General features: G+C 59.8%; 18 protein-coding genes. 12 read left to right on the top strand and 6 right to left on the bottom strand.

The annotated features are described in order from the left end of the window. Position 1 precedes the first annotated feature (1 nt). Complete coding sequence (locus ABNT42_RS05520) at positions 2–847, top strand: MOSC N-terminal beta barrel domain-containing protein (protein ID WP_348695086.1); 846 nt, start codon at positions 2–4, stop codon at positions 845–847. 143 nt (positions 848–990) lie between these two features. Then, complete coding sequence (locus tag ABNT42_RS05515) at positions 991–2,193, top strand: DUF484 family protein (RefSeq protein ID WP_348695083.1); 1,203 nt, start codon at positions 991–993, stop codon at positions 2,191–2,193. On the opposite strand, the gene ABNT42_RS05510 is transcribed toward ABNT42_RS05515, so the two are convergent. After that, a complete protein-coding gene (locus ABNT42_RS05510) occupies positions 2,190–4,172 on the bottom strand; it encodes a cation:proton antiporter (protein ID WP_348695081.1) in 1,983 nt (660 codons plus the stop codon). The genes ABNT42_RS05515 and ABNT42_RS05510 overlap by 4 nt on opposite strands. A gap of 139 nt (positions 4,173–4,311) precedes the next feature. Here ABNT42_RS05510 and ABNT42_RS05505 point away from each other — a divergent pair, with 139 nt between their 5' ends. From ABNT42_RS05505 to ABNT42_RS05465, 9 genes are all read left to right on the top strand, one after another. Continuing rightward, the gene (locus ABNT42_RS05505) at positions 4,312–5,310 is read left to right on the top strand and encodes a KpsF/GutQ family sugar-phosphate isomerase (RefSeq protein WP_348695078.1); all 999 of its coding nucleotides are present in this window, start codon (positions 4,312–4,314) and stop codon (positions 5,308–5,310) included. Beyond that, on the top strand, positions 5,310–5,837 hold the full coding sequence (locus ABNT42_RS05500; RefSeq protein WP_348695076.1) for an HAD family hydrolase: 528 nt from the start codon (positions 5,310–5,312) through the stop codon (positions 5,835–5,837). Before ABNT42_RS05505 ends, ABNT42_RS05500 begins: the two co-directional genes overlap by 1 nt. 12 nt (positions 5,838–5,849) lie before the next feature. Next, positions 5,850–6,443 (top strand): LPS export ABC transporter periplasmic protein LptC, encoded by a 594-nt coding sequence (gene lptC, locus ABNT42_RS05495; RefSeq protein WP_348695073.1) that lies wholly within the window; start codon positions 5,850–5,852, stop codon positions 6,441–6,443. A 29-nt stretch (positions 6,444–6,472) separates the two neighbouring features. Then, entirely contained in the window at positions 6,473–7,066 is a 594-nt protein-coding gene (lptA, locus tag ABNT42_RS05490; protein ID WP_348695258.1) for a lipopolysaccharide transport periplasmic protein LptA, read from the top strand. A 2-nt stretch (positions 7,067–7,068) separates the two neighbouring features. After that, the gene (lptB, locus tag ABNT42_RS05485) at positions 7,069–7,821 is read left to right on the top strand and encodes an LPS export ABC transporter ATP-binding protein (protein ID WP_155436327.1); all 753 of its coding nucleotides are present in this window, start codon (positions 7,069–7,071) and stop codon (positions 7,819–7,821) included. Positions 7,822–7,835: 14 nt separating this feature from the next. Continuing rightward, a complete protein-coding gene (locus tag ABNT42_RS05480; RefSeq protein ID WP_348695070.1) occupies positions 7,836–9,314 on the top strand; it encodes an RNA polymerase factor sigma-54 in 1,479 nt (492 codons plus the stop codon). 74 nt (positions 9,315–9,388) lie between these two features. After that, positions 9,389–9,745: a ribosome-associated translation inhibitor RaiA gene (gene raiA, locus ABNT42_RS05475; RefSeq protein ID WP_348695068.1), complete on the top strand. Its 357-nt coding sequence runs from the start codon at positions 9,389–9,391 to the stop codon at positions 9,743–9,745. Positions 9,746–9,862: 117 nt separating this feature from the next. Next, positions 9,863–10,948: an enoyl-CoA hydratase/isomerase family protein gene (locus tag ABNT42_RS05470; RefSeq protein WP_348695067.1), complete on the top strand. Its 1,086-nt coding sequence runs from the start codon at positions 9,863–9,865 to the stop codon at positions 10,946–10,948. Positions 10,949–11,027: 79 nt separating this feature from the next. Then, complete coding sequence (locus ABNT42_RS05465; RefSeq protein ID WP_348695064.1) at positions 11,028–11,393, top strand: hypothetical protein; 366 nt, start codon at positions 11,028–11,030, stop codon at positions 11,391–11,393. A 206-nt stretch (positions 11,394–11,599) separates the two neighbouring features. Here the strand turns inward: ABNT42_RS05465 and rapZ are convergent, their stop codons facing one another. The 5 genes from rapZ to ilvA form a co-directional block, all read right to left on the bottom strand. Further along, entirely contained in the window at positions 11,600–12,463 is an 864-nt protein-coding gene (gene rapZ / locus ABNT42_RS05460; protein ID WP_348695062.1) for an RNase adapter RapZ, read from the bottom strand. A gap of 79 nt (positions 12,464–12,542) precedes the next feature. Continuing rightward, positions 12,543–13,478, bottom strand: coding sequence for an HPr(Ser) kinase/phosphatase (gene hprK / locus ABNT42_RS05455; RefSeq protein WP_155436322.1), 936 nt, complete (start codon positions 13,476–13,478; stop codon positions 12,543–12,545). Between the two features lie 67 nt (positions 13,479–13,545). Further along, on the bottom strand, positions 13,546–14,028 hold the full coding sequence (locus ABNT42_RS05450) for a PTS sugar transporter subunit IIA (protein ID WP_348695059.1): 483 nt from the start codon (positions 14,026–14,028) through the stop codon (positions 13,546–13,548). A gap of 187 nt (positions 14,029–14,215) precedes the next feature. Continuing rightward, entirely contained in the window at positions 14,216–15,049 is an 834-nt protein-coding gene (gene queF, locus ABNT42_RS05445; RefSeq protein WP_348695057.1) for an NADPH-dependent 7-cyano-7-deazaguanine reductase QueF, read from the bottom strand. Positions 15,050–15,111: 62 nt separating this feature from the next. Then, positions 15,112–16,647 (bottom strand): threonine ammonia-lyase, biosynthetic, encoded by a 1,536-nt coding sequence (gene ilvA, locus ABNT42_RS05440; protein ID WP_348695055.1) that lies wholly within the window; start codon positions 16,645–16,647, stop codon positions 15,112–15,114. A 191-nt stretch (positions 16,648–16,838) separates the two neighbouring features. Between ilvA and ABNT42_RS05435 the strand changes: the two genes are divergently transcribed. Continuing rightward, the gene (locus ABNT42_RS05435; protein WP_348695052.1) at positions 16,839–17,330 is read left to right on the top strand and encodes a YqaA family protein; all 492 of its coding nucleotides are present in this window, start codon (positions 16,839–16,841) and stop codon (positions 17,328–17,330) included. Positions 17,331–17,523 lie beyond the last annotated feature (193 nt).

Below are 17,523 nucleotides of genomic sequence, written 5' to 3'. Positions count from 1 at the left end.
CATGGCCACCCTGTCGTCCTTGATCCTGTATCCGGTGAAGTCTTGCGGTGGCCTGTCCTTGCAGCAGGCCACGCTGACGGTGCAGGGTTTGCAGCATGCCGGTATCGGCGATCGTGAATGGGCGGTGGTCGATCCGTCCGGGGTGTGCCTGACCCAGCGCGAATATCCGCGCATGGCGCTGATCCGGCCGCAACTGGCCGGCGACTCTCTGCTGCTCGGCGCGCCGGATATGCCGCCCTTGCAGTTGCCGCTGGCCCGTAGCGCGGATGGTGCGACGCTGACCGTGCAGGTCTGGGACGATCAGGTACTGGCGAGTGATGCCGGCTCACAGGCGGCCAACTGGTTCAGCAGCGTACTGGGTGTGCCGTGCCGGCTGGCGCGATTCCACCCGCAGGCCGAACGCGCCGTGAGCCAGACGTGGAGCGGCGGCATTGCTGCCACCACGCTATTCTCCGACGGGTATCCGGTGCTGTTGACCAGTACTGCCTCGCTGGATGACCTCAATCAGCGCCTGCAGCGTGCGGGGCGCGCCGTCCTGCCCATGAACCGCTTCCGTCCTAATGTCGTGGTCGATGGCATCGAAGCCTTTGATGAAGACTATACCGACAGCTTTGCGCTAGGCGAGGTGGTGCTCAAACCCGTCAAGCCCTGTCCGCGCTGCCCCATGCCATCGGTGGATCAGGACACTGGTGTGGTCGGTCCGGATCCGCTCGACATCATGCAGAGTTACCGCGCCAAGCCGGAGCTCGATGGCGCACTGTGCTTCGGCATGAATTGTCTGGTCGTGGAAGGGGCAGGGCAGGTGCTCAGCGTGGGGCAGGAGATCGAAGTCACGCTGGCGTTCTAGAGCGATCGCCGTGACCGCATGCAGAGGTAAATCAAACGAGCATCACGCATGTCCGAATGACAGATCTGACCCCTTGAATTTACAAGCGGCAAAACTTGGCGTAATGTGGCAGTTGGCAAGAAATCAGGTGAGTAAGGGCAACTATGACGCATACGGCATCCGGCAAGTTACGGCCTAACAGTACGTCTGCCGCGACGGCGGCCGAGCTGGTGGCCGAGAACCAGGCGCTGCGCGCGCGTATGGCCTATCTGCTTGAACAGGCCGAGCGTAACCACTCGATCATGACGCGCCATCAGGCGTTCGATCTGGAAATCGTCGGCGCTGCTAATTTCCCTGAATTGATAGGCATTATCTTCCGCGTCTTACCGGTGATATCGGAACTCGATTGCGTAACTTTAACGCTGGTCGATGAAGATGCCGATATTCGCGAAGTCATGCTCAAGCTCGATGTGGTGTTCGAGGATTTCCCCGGTCTGATCTTCGTCGAGGCGGTCGATGCCATGGGGCTGGAACTGGCGCCGCGCAATGCGCAGGCCGCCGCGCCACGGCCGCAGCTGGGCATGTACGACCCGCGCCGCCACGCTATTTCTTTCCCCAAGCCACCCGCCGGTCTGCAAAGTGTTGCGCTGGTGCCACTGTTACGTAACAAACGGATTATCGGCTCGCTCAATCTGGGCAGTTGCGATCCCACCCGCTTTACCCCTAGTCTGGGCACGGATTTCATCGAGCACATGGCATCCATCATCGCCATCTGTCTGGAAAACGTGATCAGTAACGAGATGCTCAAGTACATCGGCCTGACGGATTCACTGACCGGTGTCTACAACCGCCGTTACATCGATCGCCGCCTGCTGGAAGAAATTGCCCGTGCCCGCCGCCAGCAGTATCCGATTTCCTTCATGTACATCGATATCGACCACTTCAAGCGGGTCAACGATACGGTGGGCCATGGCGGCGGCGACGATGTGCTGCGCGAAGTGTCGCGCCGTATCAAGAATGAATTGCGCAGCTCGGATGCGCTGGCCCGTTTCGGTGGCGAAGAATTCGTTGTGCTGCTGATCGATGCCGATCTCGATAGCGCCGCTTTTGTGGCCGAACGTATCCGCGCCAGCGTGGCCGGCAGCATGATCGTGCTGTCGCAGGAATTGCAGCTGTCCGTCACGGTGTCGATCGGTGTGGCCTGTCTGGCACCGGGCGAAGCGGAAGGCGATCCCGCCGTCGTCGCCCGCACCTGGGTGGCGCAGGCCGACGCGCGCCTGTATGTGGCCAAGGAAAACGGCCGCAACCGCGTTGTCAGCCGCGATGCCGATGCTGATAGCGCCGCCGAACTGCGCAGCGTAGGCTAGCGCAGCAGTTTCTGTTCTGCCTTGTGCACGGCGCTGGCCGTGCCGCGCAGGATCACTACGTCTCCCGCTTCCAGCGCCAGTTCGGTCGCCACTTCCAGCTGGGCTTTGCCGCGTCGCACGCTGCTGACGGCGGCGCCGCTGTGTTCCAGATTGATACTGCCCAGTGTCTGGCCGACGCTGCTGGCGCTGCTGCTCAGCGTGACAGAGTGCAGCCGTTCCAGTTCCGCTTCGTCGCTGCTGTCGCTGGCGCCGTGGAAATAGCCGCGCAGCGAAGCGTAGCGCGCATCACGCGCCATCTGTACGCGGTGCACCACGCGGCGCAGGGGCACGCCCAGCATTACCAGCGCGTGCGAGGCCAGCATCAGGCTGCCTTCCATCAGTTCCGGTACCACTTCGGCCGCACCGGCCTGCTTCAGCCGGTCCAGATCCGTGTCGTCATGCGAGCGCACGATGACGGGCAGGGTCGGCGCCAGTTCATGCACCAGATGCAGGACCTTGAGGGCAGACGGCGTGCTGGCATAGGTAATCACTACGGCGCTGGCACGGTAGATACCGGCCGCCACCAGACTTTCGCGCCGCGCCGCGTCGCCGTAGGACACGTGGCGGCCCGCCGTCTGGGCTTCCTGTACCCGCTCCGGATCAAGATCGAGCGCATGGTAGTCGATGTTTTCTTCTGCCAGCAGAGTGGCCAGACTCTGGCCGCTACGGCCGAAACCGCACACGAGTACGTGCTTGTTGGTGGACATGGTGCGGCTAGCGATCTTGGTCAGCGCCAGCGATTGCATCATCCATTCGTTGTTGGAGAACTTCAGGACGATCTGGTCGGATTTGGCGATGATGAAGGGCGCCAGCAGCATCGACAGCACCATCGAGGCCAGTACTACTTGAATGATGAACGGATCGATCAGCTTGCTGCCACCGGCCAGATTCAGCAGTACGAAACCGAATTCGCCGGCCTGTGCCAGCCCCAGACCGATGCGCATGGAGATGCCGTCGGACGAGCCGAACAGCTTGGCCAGTCCGGCGATCAGGGCGAACTTGAGCAGCACGGGGCCGCACAGCAGCACCAGTACCAGCCACCAGTGCTGCAGCACCATCTGTACGTTGAGCAGCATGCCGATGGTGATGAAGAACAGTCCCAGCAGCACGTCGCGGAACGGTTTGATGTCCTCTTCCACCTGATGCTTGTATTCGGTTTCCGAGATCAGCATGCCGGCCACGAAAGCCCCCAGCGCCATCGACAGGCCGGCTTTCTCGGTGATCCATGCGGCGCCTAGCGTAATCAGCAGCAGGTTCAGCATGAACAGTTCCTGCGAGCGGCGTTTGACCACGATGGTGAACCAGGTGCGCACAATCTTCTGGCCGACAAACAGCAGCAGCGCCAGTACCAGCACGGCTTTGAGTCCGGCCCAGCCCAGCGTTTCCACCAGCGCGTCGGGACGCTGGCCCAGCGAGGGAATCAGAATCAGCAGCGGCACCACGGCCAGATCCTGAAACAGCAGAATGCCGATGATGCGGCGGCCATGTTCGCTTTCCAGTTCCAGCCGCTCGGTCAGCATTTTCGAGACGATGGCGGTGGACGACATGGCCAGTGCGCCACCGAGTGCAAACGCGGTCTGCCAGCCGATGTGGATGTCGGGCGGTAGCTGGGTGCTAATGGTCCAGCCGAACAGCATGGTGGCGATGATGGTCAGGCCCACCTGCGCCATGCCCAGACCGAACACGATGCTGCGCATGGCCATCAGTTTGGGCAGGGAGAATTCCAGCCCGATGGAGAACATCAGGAACACCACGCCGAATTCGGCCAGTGCATGGGTGACTTCGCTTTCTTCTGCCAGCCCCAGCGCGTGGGGGCCGATCAGGATGCCCACGGCCAGATAGCCGAGCATGGGCGGTAGCTGTAACATACGGAAGGCGACTACGCCGAGGACTGCGCTTCCAAGCAATAACAGGGTGATTTCCAGCGGCGTAAACGTCATGTCAGCTCATTTCTACTCGATTTGGTACCGGTCAGGGTTGCTCGTAACCCTTAATGTTTCACCTTATGTTTAATCTGGCAAGTTTTTTGCTTTCCTAATTCGGCTATACTTGGGTGTGAGTGTAACCCATGAAAAAACAATGCTGAAAGCTTTTGACGCAAATCAGGCCGCGCACGCCCTGCGCCTTGCCCGTGCCACCCTGCAGAACGAGGCGGATGCCATCGCTGCTTTGAATGACCGTCTGGCTGCCGACGATAGCGTCGTGCAGGCCATCGCCCTGTTGTTGAATTGCAAAGGGCGGGTGGTGGTGTCGGGCATAGGCAAATCCGGCCACATCGGCCGCAAGATCGCTGCCACGCTGGCTTCCACCGGCACGCCGGCGCTGTTCGTGCATCCGGCCGAAGCGGCCCACGGCGACCTCGGCATGGTCACTGCCGGCGATGTGCTGATCGCCATTTCCTATTCCGGCGAAAGCTCGGAACTGATGACCATCCTGCCTGTCGTAAAACGTATGGGCACCAAGATTATTGCCATGACGGGCAAGCCGGGCTCCAGTCTGGCCGAGATCGCCGACGTACACCTGAACGTGGCCGTGGCCAAGGAAGCCTGCCCGATGAATCTGGCGCCGACCACCTCCACCACTGTCACGCTGGCGCTGGGCGACGCAATCGCTGTGGCCCTGCTGGATCTGCGCGGCTTCAAGGAAGAAGACTTTGCCCGCTCCCACCCCGGTGGCGCGCTGGGCCGCCGTCTGCTGACCCACGTGCGCGATGTGATGCGCAGTGGCGACGCCGTGCCGAAAGTGCTGGCCGATGTGAAACTCACGGACGCGCTGCTGGAAATCACCCAGAAGGGCATGGGTATGACGGCTATCGTCGATGCCGATAACCGTCCGGTGGGCGTATTCACCGACGGCGACCTGCGCCGCATGATCGAAAAAGTGCAGGACTTCAGCAAAGTGGTGATCGGCGACGTGATGCACGCCAACCCGCGCACGATCGCGCCGGAAAAAATGGCAGTCGATGCCGTGGCCGTGATGGAAGAATTCCGCATCAACCAGATGCTGGTGACGGACGCCGACGGCAAGCTGGTCGGTGCGCTGCACATCCATGACCTGACCCGCGCCAAGGTGATCTGATGACGGCTAGCGTAATCGAACGGGCCGCCCGCATCAAACTGATGATCTTTGACGTCGATGGCGTGCTGACCGATGGCAGCCTGCATTACGGCGCCGATGGCGAAGCCCTGAAAACCTTTAATGTGCAGGATGGTCTGGGCATCAAGCTGCTGCAGGAAGCGGGCGTACAGACCGCCATCATCAGCGCGCGTACTTCGCAGCAGGTGATCCGCCGCGCGGCCGATCTGGGTATCAGCCATCTGCATCAGGGCGGCCATGACAAGCTCACGCCCTTCCATGCGCTGCTGGACAAGACGGGACTGACGGCCGAGCAGGTAGGCTTCATCGGTGACGATGTGGTCGATCTGCCGATTCTGAGTCGCGTCGGGCTGGCCGTGGCTGTGCCGAATGGCCGTGCCGAAGTGATCAGCCGCGCGCACCATGTGACGCAGGCCCATGGCGGGCGTGGTGCCGTGCGCGAAGTGTGCGAACTGCTGATGCAGGCACAAGGCAGCTACGAGCGCGTGATGGCGCAGTTTCTGGTCTAATGGAGCGCCAGCATGCATAAACGGACCGCCCACCGCTGGCAACTGACGCTGATCATGTTGGTCGGCGTGTTTGTCGCTGTCGGCAGCTTCTGGCTGGTGCAGGTGGTGAATCAGGCGGGGCAGGACGAGCAGGGCGACCCGTATCGTAACGAACCCGACTACATCATCGACCGCTTCAGTCTGGTGCGGATGAATCAGGCGGGCAAACCGGCTTATATCATTTCCGGTGACAAGCTCACCCACCGTCCCGTGGATGATGCCTCGGATATCGAAAAGCCGTTTGTGCACAGCCTGTCCGGCGAACAGCCGCCCATGCAGATGCATGCGCAATCCGCTTTGATCGATCAGGGCAATACGCGGGTGCAGCTGTCCGGTAAGGTGGACGTACTGCGTCCCGCTACCGCGCAGGCTCCCGTGCTGCACCTGACGACGCCGACGTTGACCGTGTATCCGGACGAGGAAAGAATGGAAACCGCCGCTGCAGTGGCATTGCAGCTGGGACAGTCCAGTGCGACCGGCCTGGGCATGAAAGCAAACAATGCCACGCGTGAAGTGCAGCTGGGTGGTCGTGGGCAACTGCTGTTGCCACCGCGTGCAGCGCAGTGAACGCGTGCGCCAACGAAAGGAATGAGATGATGAAAAAACTGATGCTGGCAGTGGCCTTGTGCTGTCTCGGGCTGGGTATGGCACAGGCGGAAAAAGCCGATGCGTCCAAGCCGACCAAGATCGATTACGACGATCTGCAGATCGATGATGTGAAACAGATCAAGACCCTGCTGGGCAATGTGGTACTGACCCGTGGCACGCTGCAGATGAAGTCGCCCAAGGCGGTGGTGACCACCGATCCTGAAGGCTACAATCTGGTGGTGCTGACCAGCACCCCGGGTACGCCGGCCACCTTCCGCCAGAAGCGCGACGGTGCCGGTGACCAGTGGGTGGAAGGCGAAGCCGAGCGCATCGAATACAGTGACAAGACCGATCTGGTGAAACTGTTCGCCAAGGCAAAAATCCGCCGTCTGGAAGCGGGTCGCCTGAGCGATGAAGTCGATGGCGAGTTCATTTCCTACGATAGCCGCAAAGAACAGTTTGCCGTGAAGAATAGCGTGACGGGCGAGAGCAAGCCGGGTGCCGGTCGCGGCACCATGGTGATCCAGCCGGTGCAGCGCGGTCCGGCTGCCGCTACGACAGCGGCACCGGCCGCCTCCGTTCCACCTGTACCGGGAAAATAAGCATGACGACTTCCTGCGGTAGCACCCTGATCGTCAAGGGTTTGCAAAAGACGTATGGCAAGCGCCAGGTAGTGCACGATGTATCGCTGCAGGTGGCCTGCGGTGAAGTGGTGGGGCTGCTGGGGCCTAACGGCGCCGGCAAGACCACCTCGTTCTATATGATCGTGGGACTGGTGCCTTCGGATGCGGGCACCATCGATATCAGCGGCACCGATATTTCCAGCCTGCCCATCCACCGCCGTGCGGCGCTGGGCCTGTCCTATCTGCCGCAGGAAGCCTCCGTATTCCGCAAACTCACGGTGGAGGAGAACATCCGCGCCGTGCTGGAAATTCAGAAAGTAGACGGCAAGTCTTTATCCAAGGCTGCCATTGATGAACGGCTCAATACCCTGCTGGCCGATTTGCAAATCGAAAAGCTGCGCGAAAATCCCGCCCTGTCGCTCTCGGGCGGCGAACGGCGCCGGGTGGAAATCGCGCGTGCACTGGCGACCAACCCCCGCTTCGTGCTGCTGGACGAACCATTCGCCGGGGTCGACCCGATAGCCGTGATCGAGATTCAGCGCATTGTGCGCTTCCTCAAGGAACGTGGCATCGGCGTCCTCATTACCGATCACAATGTGCGCGAAACGTTGGGCATCTGCGACCGCGCGTATATCATCAACCAGGGCACGGTACTGGCTTCAGGCCGTCCAGACGACATCATTGCCAATGAGTCCGTTCGTCGCGTGTATCTGGGTGAACATTTCCGAATGTAAGCACCATAAGCCTCATGAAACAGTCTTTGCAACTGCGCACTTCGCAACATCTGGCGCTGACACCCCAGCTACAGCAGTCGATCCGGCTGCTGCAGTTGTCCACGCTGGAATTGCATCAGGAACTGGAACAACTACTGTCCGATAATCCATTGCTGGAACGGCTAGACGATCCGCTCGACCGTTCGCTGCGTCTGTTATCCGATGGCGCGATCAGCCAGCCGGCGCCGGCCAGCGAGGCCGGTGGCGATGTCCCGTCCGGCCCGAGCGAGGCCGCACCGGCCGAAGCCGATAGCTATGACGGCCCGGCCGCCGATACGGAAAGCAGCAGCAGCGATGCCGATATGGACTGGAGCGACGCGGGCCGCAGCAAGGCGCCCGACGATGAAGATGCCCGTCCACAGTTAGAAGCCAGCCACTGCACCCTGCGCGACCACCTGCTCGAGCAGATGCGCGTGCTGGTGCTCGAGCAGCGCGACCGTGCGCTGGTGGAACTGATCATCGATGCGCTGGACGAGAACGGCTATCTGGAAGAGTCGCTGGAAGAAATTCATGCGCGCATCCCGGAAGAACTGGAAGTGGAACTCGATGAATTGCAGACGGCGTTAACTTTGCTGCAAAGTTTCGATCCGATGGGCGTGGGCGCGCGCAATGCGTCCGAATGTCTGGCGCTGCAAATCAAGCGTTTACCGGCGATTCCGTTGGTTACGCGCCGCATGGCGTTGGCAATTGTTGAAAATCATTTGAACTGGTTTGCCCAGCGTGATTTCAACAAATTAAAGAAAGCTTTGCTGTGCGACGAGGAGGATTTGCGCGAAGCACAAACCGTGATCCGCCAGTGCAACCCCCATCCGGGTGCAGCGTTTGCGGCTGATACCTCGGACTACGTGGTGCCCGACGTGATCGTGAAAAAATCGCGCAACGGCTGGCAAGTGAGCCTGAACAACGACGTGATGCCGCGATTGCGCGTCAACGCCATGTACGCCAACCTGCTCAAGCAGGGCAAGGGCGAAACGGCCATGGGCGCGCAGCTGCAGGAAGCTAAGTGGCTGATCAAAAATATGCGGCAGCGTTTCGAGACAATTTTGCGCGTTGCACAAGCGATAGTAGAACGACAAAAGAACTTTTTCTCGCACGGCGCGGTCGCCATGCGCCCCCTTGTGCTGCGCGAAATAGCTGATACACTAGGTCTACACGAGAGCACTATTTCTCGCGTAACAACTCAAAAATATATGCTGACCCCGCACGGCATGTTTGAGCTGAAATATTTCTTTGGTAGCCATGTCGCCACCGAAGCGGGAGGGGAAGCAAGTTCGACGGCGATACGCGCACTCATCGTGCAATTGACAGGAGCAGAAGACCCGAAAAATCCTTTATCTGACAGTAAGATTGCGGACATGCTTGGCGAACAAGGCATGGTCATTGCGCGACGCACTGTTGCCAAATACCGGGAAGCATTGAAAATCCCGCCAGTCAGTCTCCGCAAGTCTTTGTAGTTATCTGGTTCCTGTGCGCCCGGCAGTAATGGGCAGCGCACTAACCGCCAGTAACATCATCTTTAGGAGTGTGTATGAATCTCACCATCAGTGGACATCATCTGGAAGTGACTGCAGCGATCCGTGAATATGTGCAGAACAAACTGGAGCGCGTCACCCGCCACTTTGATCAAGTGATTGATATTGCTGTCATCCTGACTGTAGATAACCTTAAAGAGAAAGAGAAACGCCAGAAGGCCGAGATCAACCTGCGCATGTCGGGCAAGACCGTGTACGTGGAAAGCCTGTCGCAAGATCTGTACGCCGCCATCGACACCCTGATCGACAAGCTCGATCGGCAGGTGATGAAATACAAAGACAAAGTGCAGAATCACGGCCACGATGCGATCAAGCATCTGCCAGATAGTTACGAACCTGCCGCCGCGCTATAAGCCGGTGACTGCATGATCCGATCAAGGGCGCCATCAGCGCCCTTTTTTGCGTCTGGCGGGGCGTCTTTTTGCCATGGCGGCGCAGTAGAATAGCGATTTCACTTACCTGAAGATTCCATGAGCGCACACGTCCACACCAGTATCAGCAACGGAACCGGCCTGATTTTGCTGGATCGTCCCAAGGCTCTCAATTCCCTATCGCTAGAGATGGTGCGCGACATCACGGCAGCACTGCTGGCGTGGCGCGACAACGCCGAAGTGGCTGCCGTGGTGATCCGCAGCACTAGCGAAAAAGCCCTGTGTGCCGGTGGTGACATCCGCTTCTTTTACGATGTGGGGCGCGACACCCCGCAGGCCGGTAGTGCACTGCTGGAAGACTTCTTCACGGAAGAATATGCACTAAATCATTTAATCCATTTCTACCCCAAGCCGTATATTGCACTGATGGATGGGGTGGTGATGGGCGGCGGCATGGGCGTGGCGCAGGGCGGGCCGGAATGCCGTATCCGCATCGTCACCGAGCGTACCAAGATGGCCATGCCGGAAGTGAATATCGGCTTGTTCCCCGATGTGGGCGGTAGCTATTTTCTGTCGCATGCACCGGGCCAGCTGGGCAATTATCTGGGCGTGACGGGCGTCACCATCAATGCGGCCGACGCGCTGTATGCGGGGCTGGCCGATTACTTCGTGCCGAGCGCCGAACTGCCCGCCTTGCTGGCGTTGCTGGAAGCGACGGCCGGCAAGCAGCTGCGCGCAGCCATTGCCAGCTTTGCCGCGCCGTTCCAGAGCAGCGCAGGCGAGAGCCAGCTGGCGGTGCAGCGCACGGCTATCGACCGTCATTTCGCAGCGGGTTCCGTGACCGCCATCACGGCCTCCCTGCAGCAGGACGACAGCGCGTTTGCCCAGAAGACCTTGCAGGTCATGGCGACGCGTTCACCGCTGATGATGTGCGTGACGCACGAACTGATCAAGCGTGGCGCGGCGCTCGATGTGGCCGACTGCCTGCGCATGGAGCGTGCGCTGGTGCGGCGCAATTTCGAGCATGGCGAAGTGATCGAAGGCGTGCGCGCCCTCGTGATCGACAAAGACAATGCGCCGCAATGGCGTCCCGCCACGTTAGCGGAAGTGAGCGAGGAACAGGTACAGCAGATGTTCGCCCCCGTCTGGCCCGCCTACGCCCATCCCTTGCGTCACCTTTCGTAAGCGGGCGATATGATGCGACGCAATACCTGAAGTCTGGTGCGAGGGCATCGTAAGACGATGTCCCTGTCTGGAGTTGGAGATGGCGTCGAGTCCTTTTGATACGCAGAAAATCGTTGAGCGGCTAGAAGACGCCGGAGTACCGGCTGTACAGGCCCGAGCGCATGTCGCGGTTTTATCTGATGTGCTGACTCAAGCGCTTTCAGCCGAGAGCGAAAATACTGCAGAGCATTTTGTGCCGAGGCAGGAATACTCTGTGGAATTCAATCTGCTCAGGATTGCGCTGGAAAGGCTAGACGCAAAAATCGACAAGCTGGATGCGAAGGTGGACGCTCGTATGGCTGAACTCAGAAGTGAGTTAATCAGATGGGTGGTCACGGTCGTGGTATCGCTGGGCATATTGCAAACGGCCCTGATCTCGGGGCTGCTGCTGAAGTTTCTACATTAGCGTAATTCGTAATTCGGGGTCAGATCTGTCATTTGGACATCGACGATGCACCATTGAGATCGCTCAAGATGGCCCCCGAAATTTGGCAAATTAAGGACAGGGAATAGTCGGCGCCGCAGGCACTTACGTTGAACCTGTTCCGTGCCTGTATTGATACGCCTCAATCGAAAGACGCGAGTGTCCGAATGACAGATCTGACCCCGAATTTAGGACTGTTCGCGATGGCGCAGGACGACTTTTTCGCTGGTCTGGAAATACGCGGCCAGTTGTTCGGCCATGTAGACGGAGCGGTGCTGGCCGCCTGTGCAGCCTACCGCCACGGTCAGATAGCTACGGTTGTCCGTCTTAAAGGAGGGCAGCCATTTTTCGATGAAGTCGCGGATATCCTTGAACAGTTCTAGTGCACTCGGCTGGGCGTTGAGGAAATCGATCACGGGCTGGTCGCGTCCATTCAGCGGACGCAGCGTCAGGTCGTAATAGGGATTCGGCAGCGCGCGCACGTCGAACACGAAGTCCGCATCGAGCGGCACGCCTAGCTTGAACGCGAACGATTCGAAGAACAGGATGATCGGTGCGCGTTCGATAGCAACCAGATCCTTGACCCACGCGCGCAATTTGTTGGCGCTCAGTTCTGACGTGTCGACCACGTGGCCCAGCTTTTCGATTGGCGCCAGCCGTTCGCGCTCTTCCAATATGCATTCGATCAGCGTGCGGCGCGAAGCGGGATTCTGGCCCGGACGTAGTTCGTGCGATAACGGGTGGCTGCGGCGCGTTTCCGAAAAGCGCGCCACCAGCGAATGGGTGTTTGCAGTCAGGAACATTACTTTGACGTCGTGCCCCTGCGCGCGCAGGCGTGTTACATCGTCCGGTAGGCTGGCCAGTGAGGCAGAGCTGCGCGCATCGACGGCCACGGCCAGCGCTTCCATGCCTTCTTGGACCAGGGTGTCGACTAGGCTGGCCAGCAGTGCTGGCGGCAGGTTGTCGACGCAATAGAAGCCTGTGTCCTCAAGCACGTTGAGGGCGACGGATTTGCCGGAGCCGGAGATGCCGGTTAAGAGTACGATGCGCATAGGACAGGATGATACCGCAGGCAGCGAAGCTGTGTTGTTATCGGCATCATTTGGCGCTAATAACAACAGCAGAATGTCGTTAATCGCCGCTCATGGCCTGCCGCTGGCGTTCCATGAATTCCTGCAGGGTGTCGATGCCGCGCAGTTGCAGGATGGTGTTGCGCACCGCCGCTTCCAGCAGCACCGCGATGTTGCGGCCGGCTGCCACGGGGATCACTACTTTGCGCACAGGCAGACCCAGCACATCTTCGGTGGGGAACTGGAACGGCAGCCGCTCAACTTCTTCGTCGGCCGCGCCACGGCGTACCAGATGCACGATCAGCTTCAGCCGCATTTTGCGCCGCACGGCCGTTTCGCCAAAGATGGCCTTGATGTCCAGCAGCCCCAGCCCACGCACTTCGAGCAGATTCTGCAGCAGCGGCGGGCAGCGCCCTTCGATCATGTTCGGGGCGATGCGCGAGAATTCGACCGCATCATCGGCTACCAGTCCGTGCGAACGCGAAATCAGTTCCAGCCCCAGCTCGCTCTTGCCCAGCCCGGAATCGCCCGTAATCAGTACGCCTACACCCAGCACGTCCATGAACACGCCGTGCATGATGATGCGCTGCGCCAGCTTCTTCGACAGATACACGCGCAGGAAGTCGATCACCTGTGCGGCAGGGAGCGGGGTGGAGAACAGCGGGATATTTTTCTCGTCGCAGATGGCGAGGATGTCGGGCGGGGTTTCCAGCCCTTGCGCAATGATCAGCGCCGGCGGGCCGCCCGCAATCAGCTCGCCGATCACATGGGCACGGGTGAGCGATTTGAGGCGCTGGTAGTAATTGATTTCCTGATGGCCGAAAACCTGAATCCGGCCCGGGTGGATGGTGTTCAGGTGACCCACCTGATCGGCGGCCGAAGCCACGTCGCCGGAGATCAGCCGTTCGCCGCCGGGGAAGCCGGCAAACCAGCCTAGCTGCAAACTTTCGCGATTATCGTCGTACAGTCTTTGTATCGTCAGCGGAGTTTGCAGCATGGGGCGTCTTCGTGATGGGTTGAACTAGCTTGTAGTGTAACCCATAGTCAGCCGCCCCAAAACTAACTTAGCCGGCGGCTTGCAGCGTCGGCACCCAGCTGATGATGCGCTGGTACACCGAGGCCGGATCCGGATCGGTGCTGAGCGCCGTGCGGAAGGCGTCGTCGGAGAACATCTCGGCGATCTCGGACAGGATTTCCAGATGCTGCTGGGTGACGTGGTCAGGGATCAGCAGGAAAAACAACAGATTGACGGGTTTGCCATCAGGCGACTCGAACGGAATCGGCTCGGCCAGTCGCACAAACGCCGCCAGCGGCGACTTCAGGCTTTTCATGCCTTTCACGCGGCCATGCGGTACGGCTACGCCATGGCCCAGCCCCGTGGAGCCCAGACGCTCGCGCGCGAACAGATTGTCCGACACGGTGGAGCGGGCGATGCCGCAGTTGTTTTCGAAGATCAGGCCGGCTTGCTCGAAAGCGCGCTTCTTGCTCGACACTTCCAGGTCGAGCTGCACGTTTTCCAGTGAGAGTATTTTGCTAAGGTTATTCATATTGCGAATAGAATGTTGCGGCGCACAAATGCGGCCTGCGAGCGCATTATAGGCCTTTTTCTGTCCGGCACCTGAAAACCCGAAGGCGGAGTGCGGTCGCTGTTGCCTATGCGCTTATGATACGCCTGAATTACCTGTGCCGATCAGAAATGTATCGTGCCAGCGGCAATCATGCCACTGGCTGGTTTTACTGGCGTGCGCCGCGCAGATTGTCGGGCTTCTGGGCGCTGCTGAAGTTGCTGCGCCACGGATTGATATCGAGCCCGCCACGGCGCGTATAGCGCGCGTACACGGCCAGCTGCTGCGGGTGGCACTGGCGCAGGATATCGATGAAGATGCGTTCCACACATTGTTCGTGGAATTCGTTGTGTTCGCGGAAGCCGATCAGGTAGCGCAGCAGGCTTTCCTGATCGATCTGCGGACCCGCGTAGTGGATCTGCACGCTGGCCCAGTCGGGCTGGCCCGTGACTAGACAGTTGGATTTGAGCAGATGCGATACCAGCTTTTCTTCCACCGGTTCTTCATCCAGCGCCGCTTTCAGTAGCGACGGATCAGGGCTGTAGTGATCGACTTCGATGTCGAGTCGGTCAAGCAGCAGGCCATCGAGTTCGCCCATGGCGATCATGCCGAATTCTTCCGGCTGGGTCAGCGAGATGTGTACGTTGGCCCCCACCGCTTTGGATAGATCCTGCTGCAGCAAGGTCTTCAGCGCTACCACGCTATCAAGGCGGGTCTGGTTGAACGAGTTCAGGTAGAGCTTGAAGGACTTCGATTCGACGATGTTGGGCGAATCGGCCGGCACGGTAATGCGGGCAATGGCCACCTGCGGTTTGCCGCGCTGGTTGAGCCACGAAATTTCGTAGGCGTTCCAGATATCCACGCCGAAAAACGGCAGCGTGCCCGTCAGGCCCAGTTCATCGCGCTTGCCCTGCCGTGGAATCGGGAACAGCAATTCCGGTGCGTAATCGGTGCGGTAGGCAGAGTTTTTTCCCAGCGGGGATAGATCGGCGGTGTTGGTCATGACGGTACTCGTTTGGGTGAAGGACGGCATGGTAGCGCAAACCATGCCGTCTTGCTCGGCGCTTAGCCGAGGAAGAGTTTGTACACGGGGTTGGCGCTTTCATCCCAGTAGCGGTAACCGAGCGTGGTGAGGAACTGGGCAAACTGATCCATTTCCTCAGGCGGCACTTGCAGGCCGATCAGAATCCGGCCCACGTCGCCACCCTGACTGCGGTAGTGGCACAGCGAGATATTCCAGTTCGGCGCCATCGAGTTGAGGAAGCGCATCAGCGCACCCGGACGCTCGGGGAATTCGAAGCGGTACAGCAGTTCGTCCTGCGCCAGCGCGCTCTTGCCGCCCACCAGATGGCGGATGTGGGCTTTGGCCAGTTCATCGTGGGTCAGGTCCAGCGTGCGGAAATCCTGTTCCTCGAAGTTGCGCGCCAGTTTGCCCGATTCGCCACGGTCGGCAATCTGCACGCCGACGAACACGTGGGCTTCATCCTTGTCGCTGATACGATAGTTGAACTCGGTCACATTGCGCGGGCCCACCAGCGCGCAGAAGCGCTTGAAGCTGCCGCGCTGTTCGGGCAGGGTGACGGCAAATACGGCTTCGCGCGATTCGCCCAGTTCGGCACGCTCGGCGACGAAGCGCAGGCGGTCGAAATTCATGTTGGCGCCGCAGGCGATGGTGATCAGGGTCTGGTTCTCGACCGGTTCCTTGGTCAGCGCAGCGCGTTCGATATAGGCTTTGGCGCCGGCCACAGCCAGCGCACCGGCCGGTTCCAGAATGCTGCGGGTATCGGTGAACACATCCTTGATGGCGGCGCAGATGGCGTCCGTATCCACCAGAATGATGTCGTCCACATACTGTTGGGTCAGGCGGAAGGTTTCTTCGCCCACCAGACGCACGGCCGTGCCGTCCGAGAACAGGCCGACGTCGGACAGCGTGACGCGCTCGCCGGCCTTGATGCTGCGCGCCATGGCGTCGGAATCGAGCGTCTGCACGCCGATGATCTTGATGTCGGGACGGATGGCCTTGACGTAGGCGGCCACGCCCGAGATCAGGCCACCGCCACCGATGGCGACGAAAATCGCATGGATCGGGCCGGAATGCTGGCGCAGAATTTCCATACCGATGGTGCCCTGACCGGCGATCACATCCGGATCATCGAACGGGTGCACAAAGGTCAGCTTCTGTTCCTGTTCCAGCAGCAGCGCGTGGTTGTAGGCGTCCGTGTAGGATTCTCCATGCAGCACCACTTCCACCGAAGGGCCGCCGCGTGACTTGACGGCATCGATCTTGACCTGAGGCGTGGTGGTCGGCATCACGATCAGGGCGCGGCAGCCCAGTTTGGCAGCGGACAGGGCCACGCCTTGCGCATGGTTGCCGGCCGAAGCGCAGATGACGCCGCGCTTGCGCTGGGCATCGCTCAGATGCGCCATCTTGTTGTAGGCACCACGAATCTTGAAGCTGAACACGCTCTGCATGTCCTCGCGCTTGTAGTAAATTCGGTTGCCGCAGCGCTGCGACAGGGCAGGTGCGTGCTCGAGCGGGGTTTCAGTGGCGACGTCGTAGACGCGGGCGGTCAGGATTTTCTTCAGATAATCGATGGTCATGGTCTGCAAACATAATGATTCCGGGCCAGATAATTCTGGTGCGTACGGTACTTCAAGCTATGCTAACTAACCGGCGGGTGACCGGGGTGGAGCAGGGCGCTGGCAGAGCGCGGGTGGGCGCAAGCCGGACGGTGCATTCATGCGGATGCAATTTATTATAATGGACACCCTCCCTACATCTGAAGAAAGCGATGATCGAATCCGCAATTGCATGGCTGCTCAGTGTGCTGGCCGCGCCGCAGGTAGGGCTGACTTCCGTATTTCTGGTGAGCCTGATCTCGGCTACGCTAGTGCCGCTCGGTTCCGAACCGGCCGTGTTTGCCGTGGTTAAAGCCAATCCGGCCCTGTTCTGGGCCGCCATCGGCGTGGCCACCATCGGCAATACGCTCGGTGGTGCGATCGATTACTGGATGGGCTATCAGGCCAAGCGTTCCTTCGCGCGCGAGCGCCAGAGCCGCTGGTTCCACTGGCTGGAACGCTACGGCGCCAAGACCATGCTGCTGTCGTGGCTGCCCGGCATCGGCGACCCGCTGTGCACGCTGGGCGGCTGGTTGCACCTGCCGTTCTGGCCCAGCATCGCCTATATGGCCATCGGCAAACTGCTGCGTTACCTGACCATGACCACGCTATTGTTGTATGTGCCGGACGGGTTCTGGCGTAGCATCGCCCATCTGCTGGGCTAATTTGGTGCAATTAAACATATTGTCAACATGCTGACTTAATGAATTTAATTCAGTTTAATGCCAAGTTTCGGCATTAATTGCTAACGAAACCGTCGATTTTCAAATTATTTGCGGATTAATGGCGCGCTGATTAGCCCTAGAGCATGGAAGGCTGTTCCGGCGTGGTGCGCCGCAATACGCTAGAATGACCCTC

The sequence above is a fragment of the Duganella fentianensis genome (assembly GCF_964031615.1).
GTDB lineage: Bacteria > Pseudomonadota > Gammaproteobacteria > Burkholderiales > Burkholderiaceae_D > Rugamonas > Rugamonas fentianensis_A.
The sequence above is the reverse complement of the archived record's forward strand: the minus strand, read 5'-3'. Positions and strand labels throughout refer to the sequence as shown.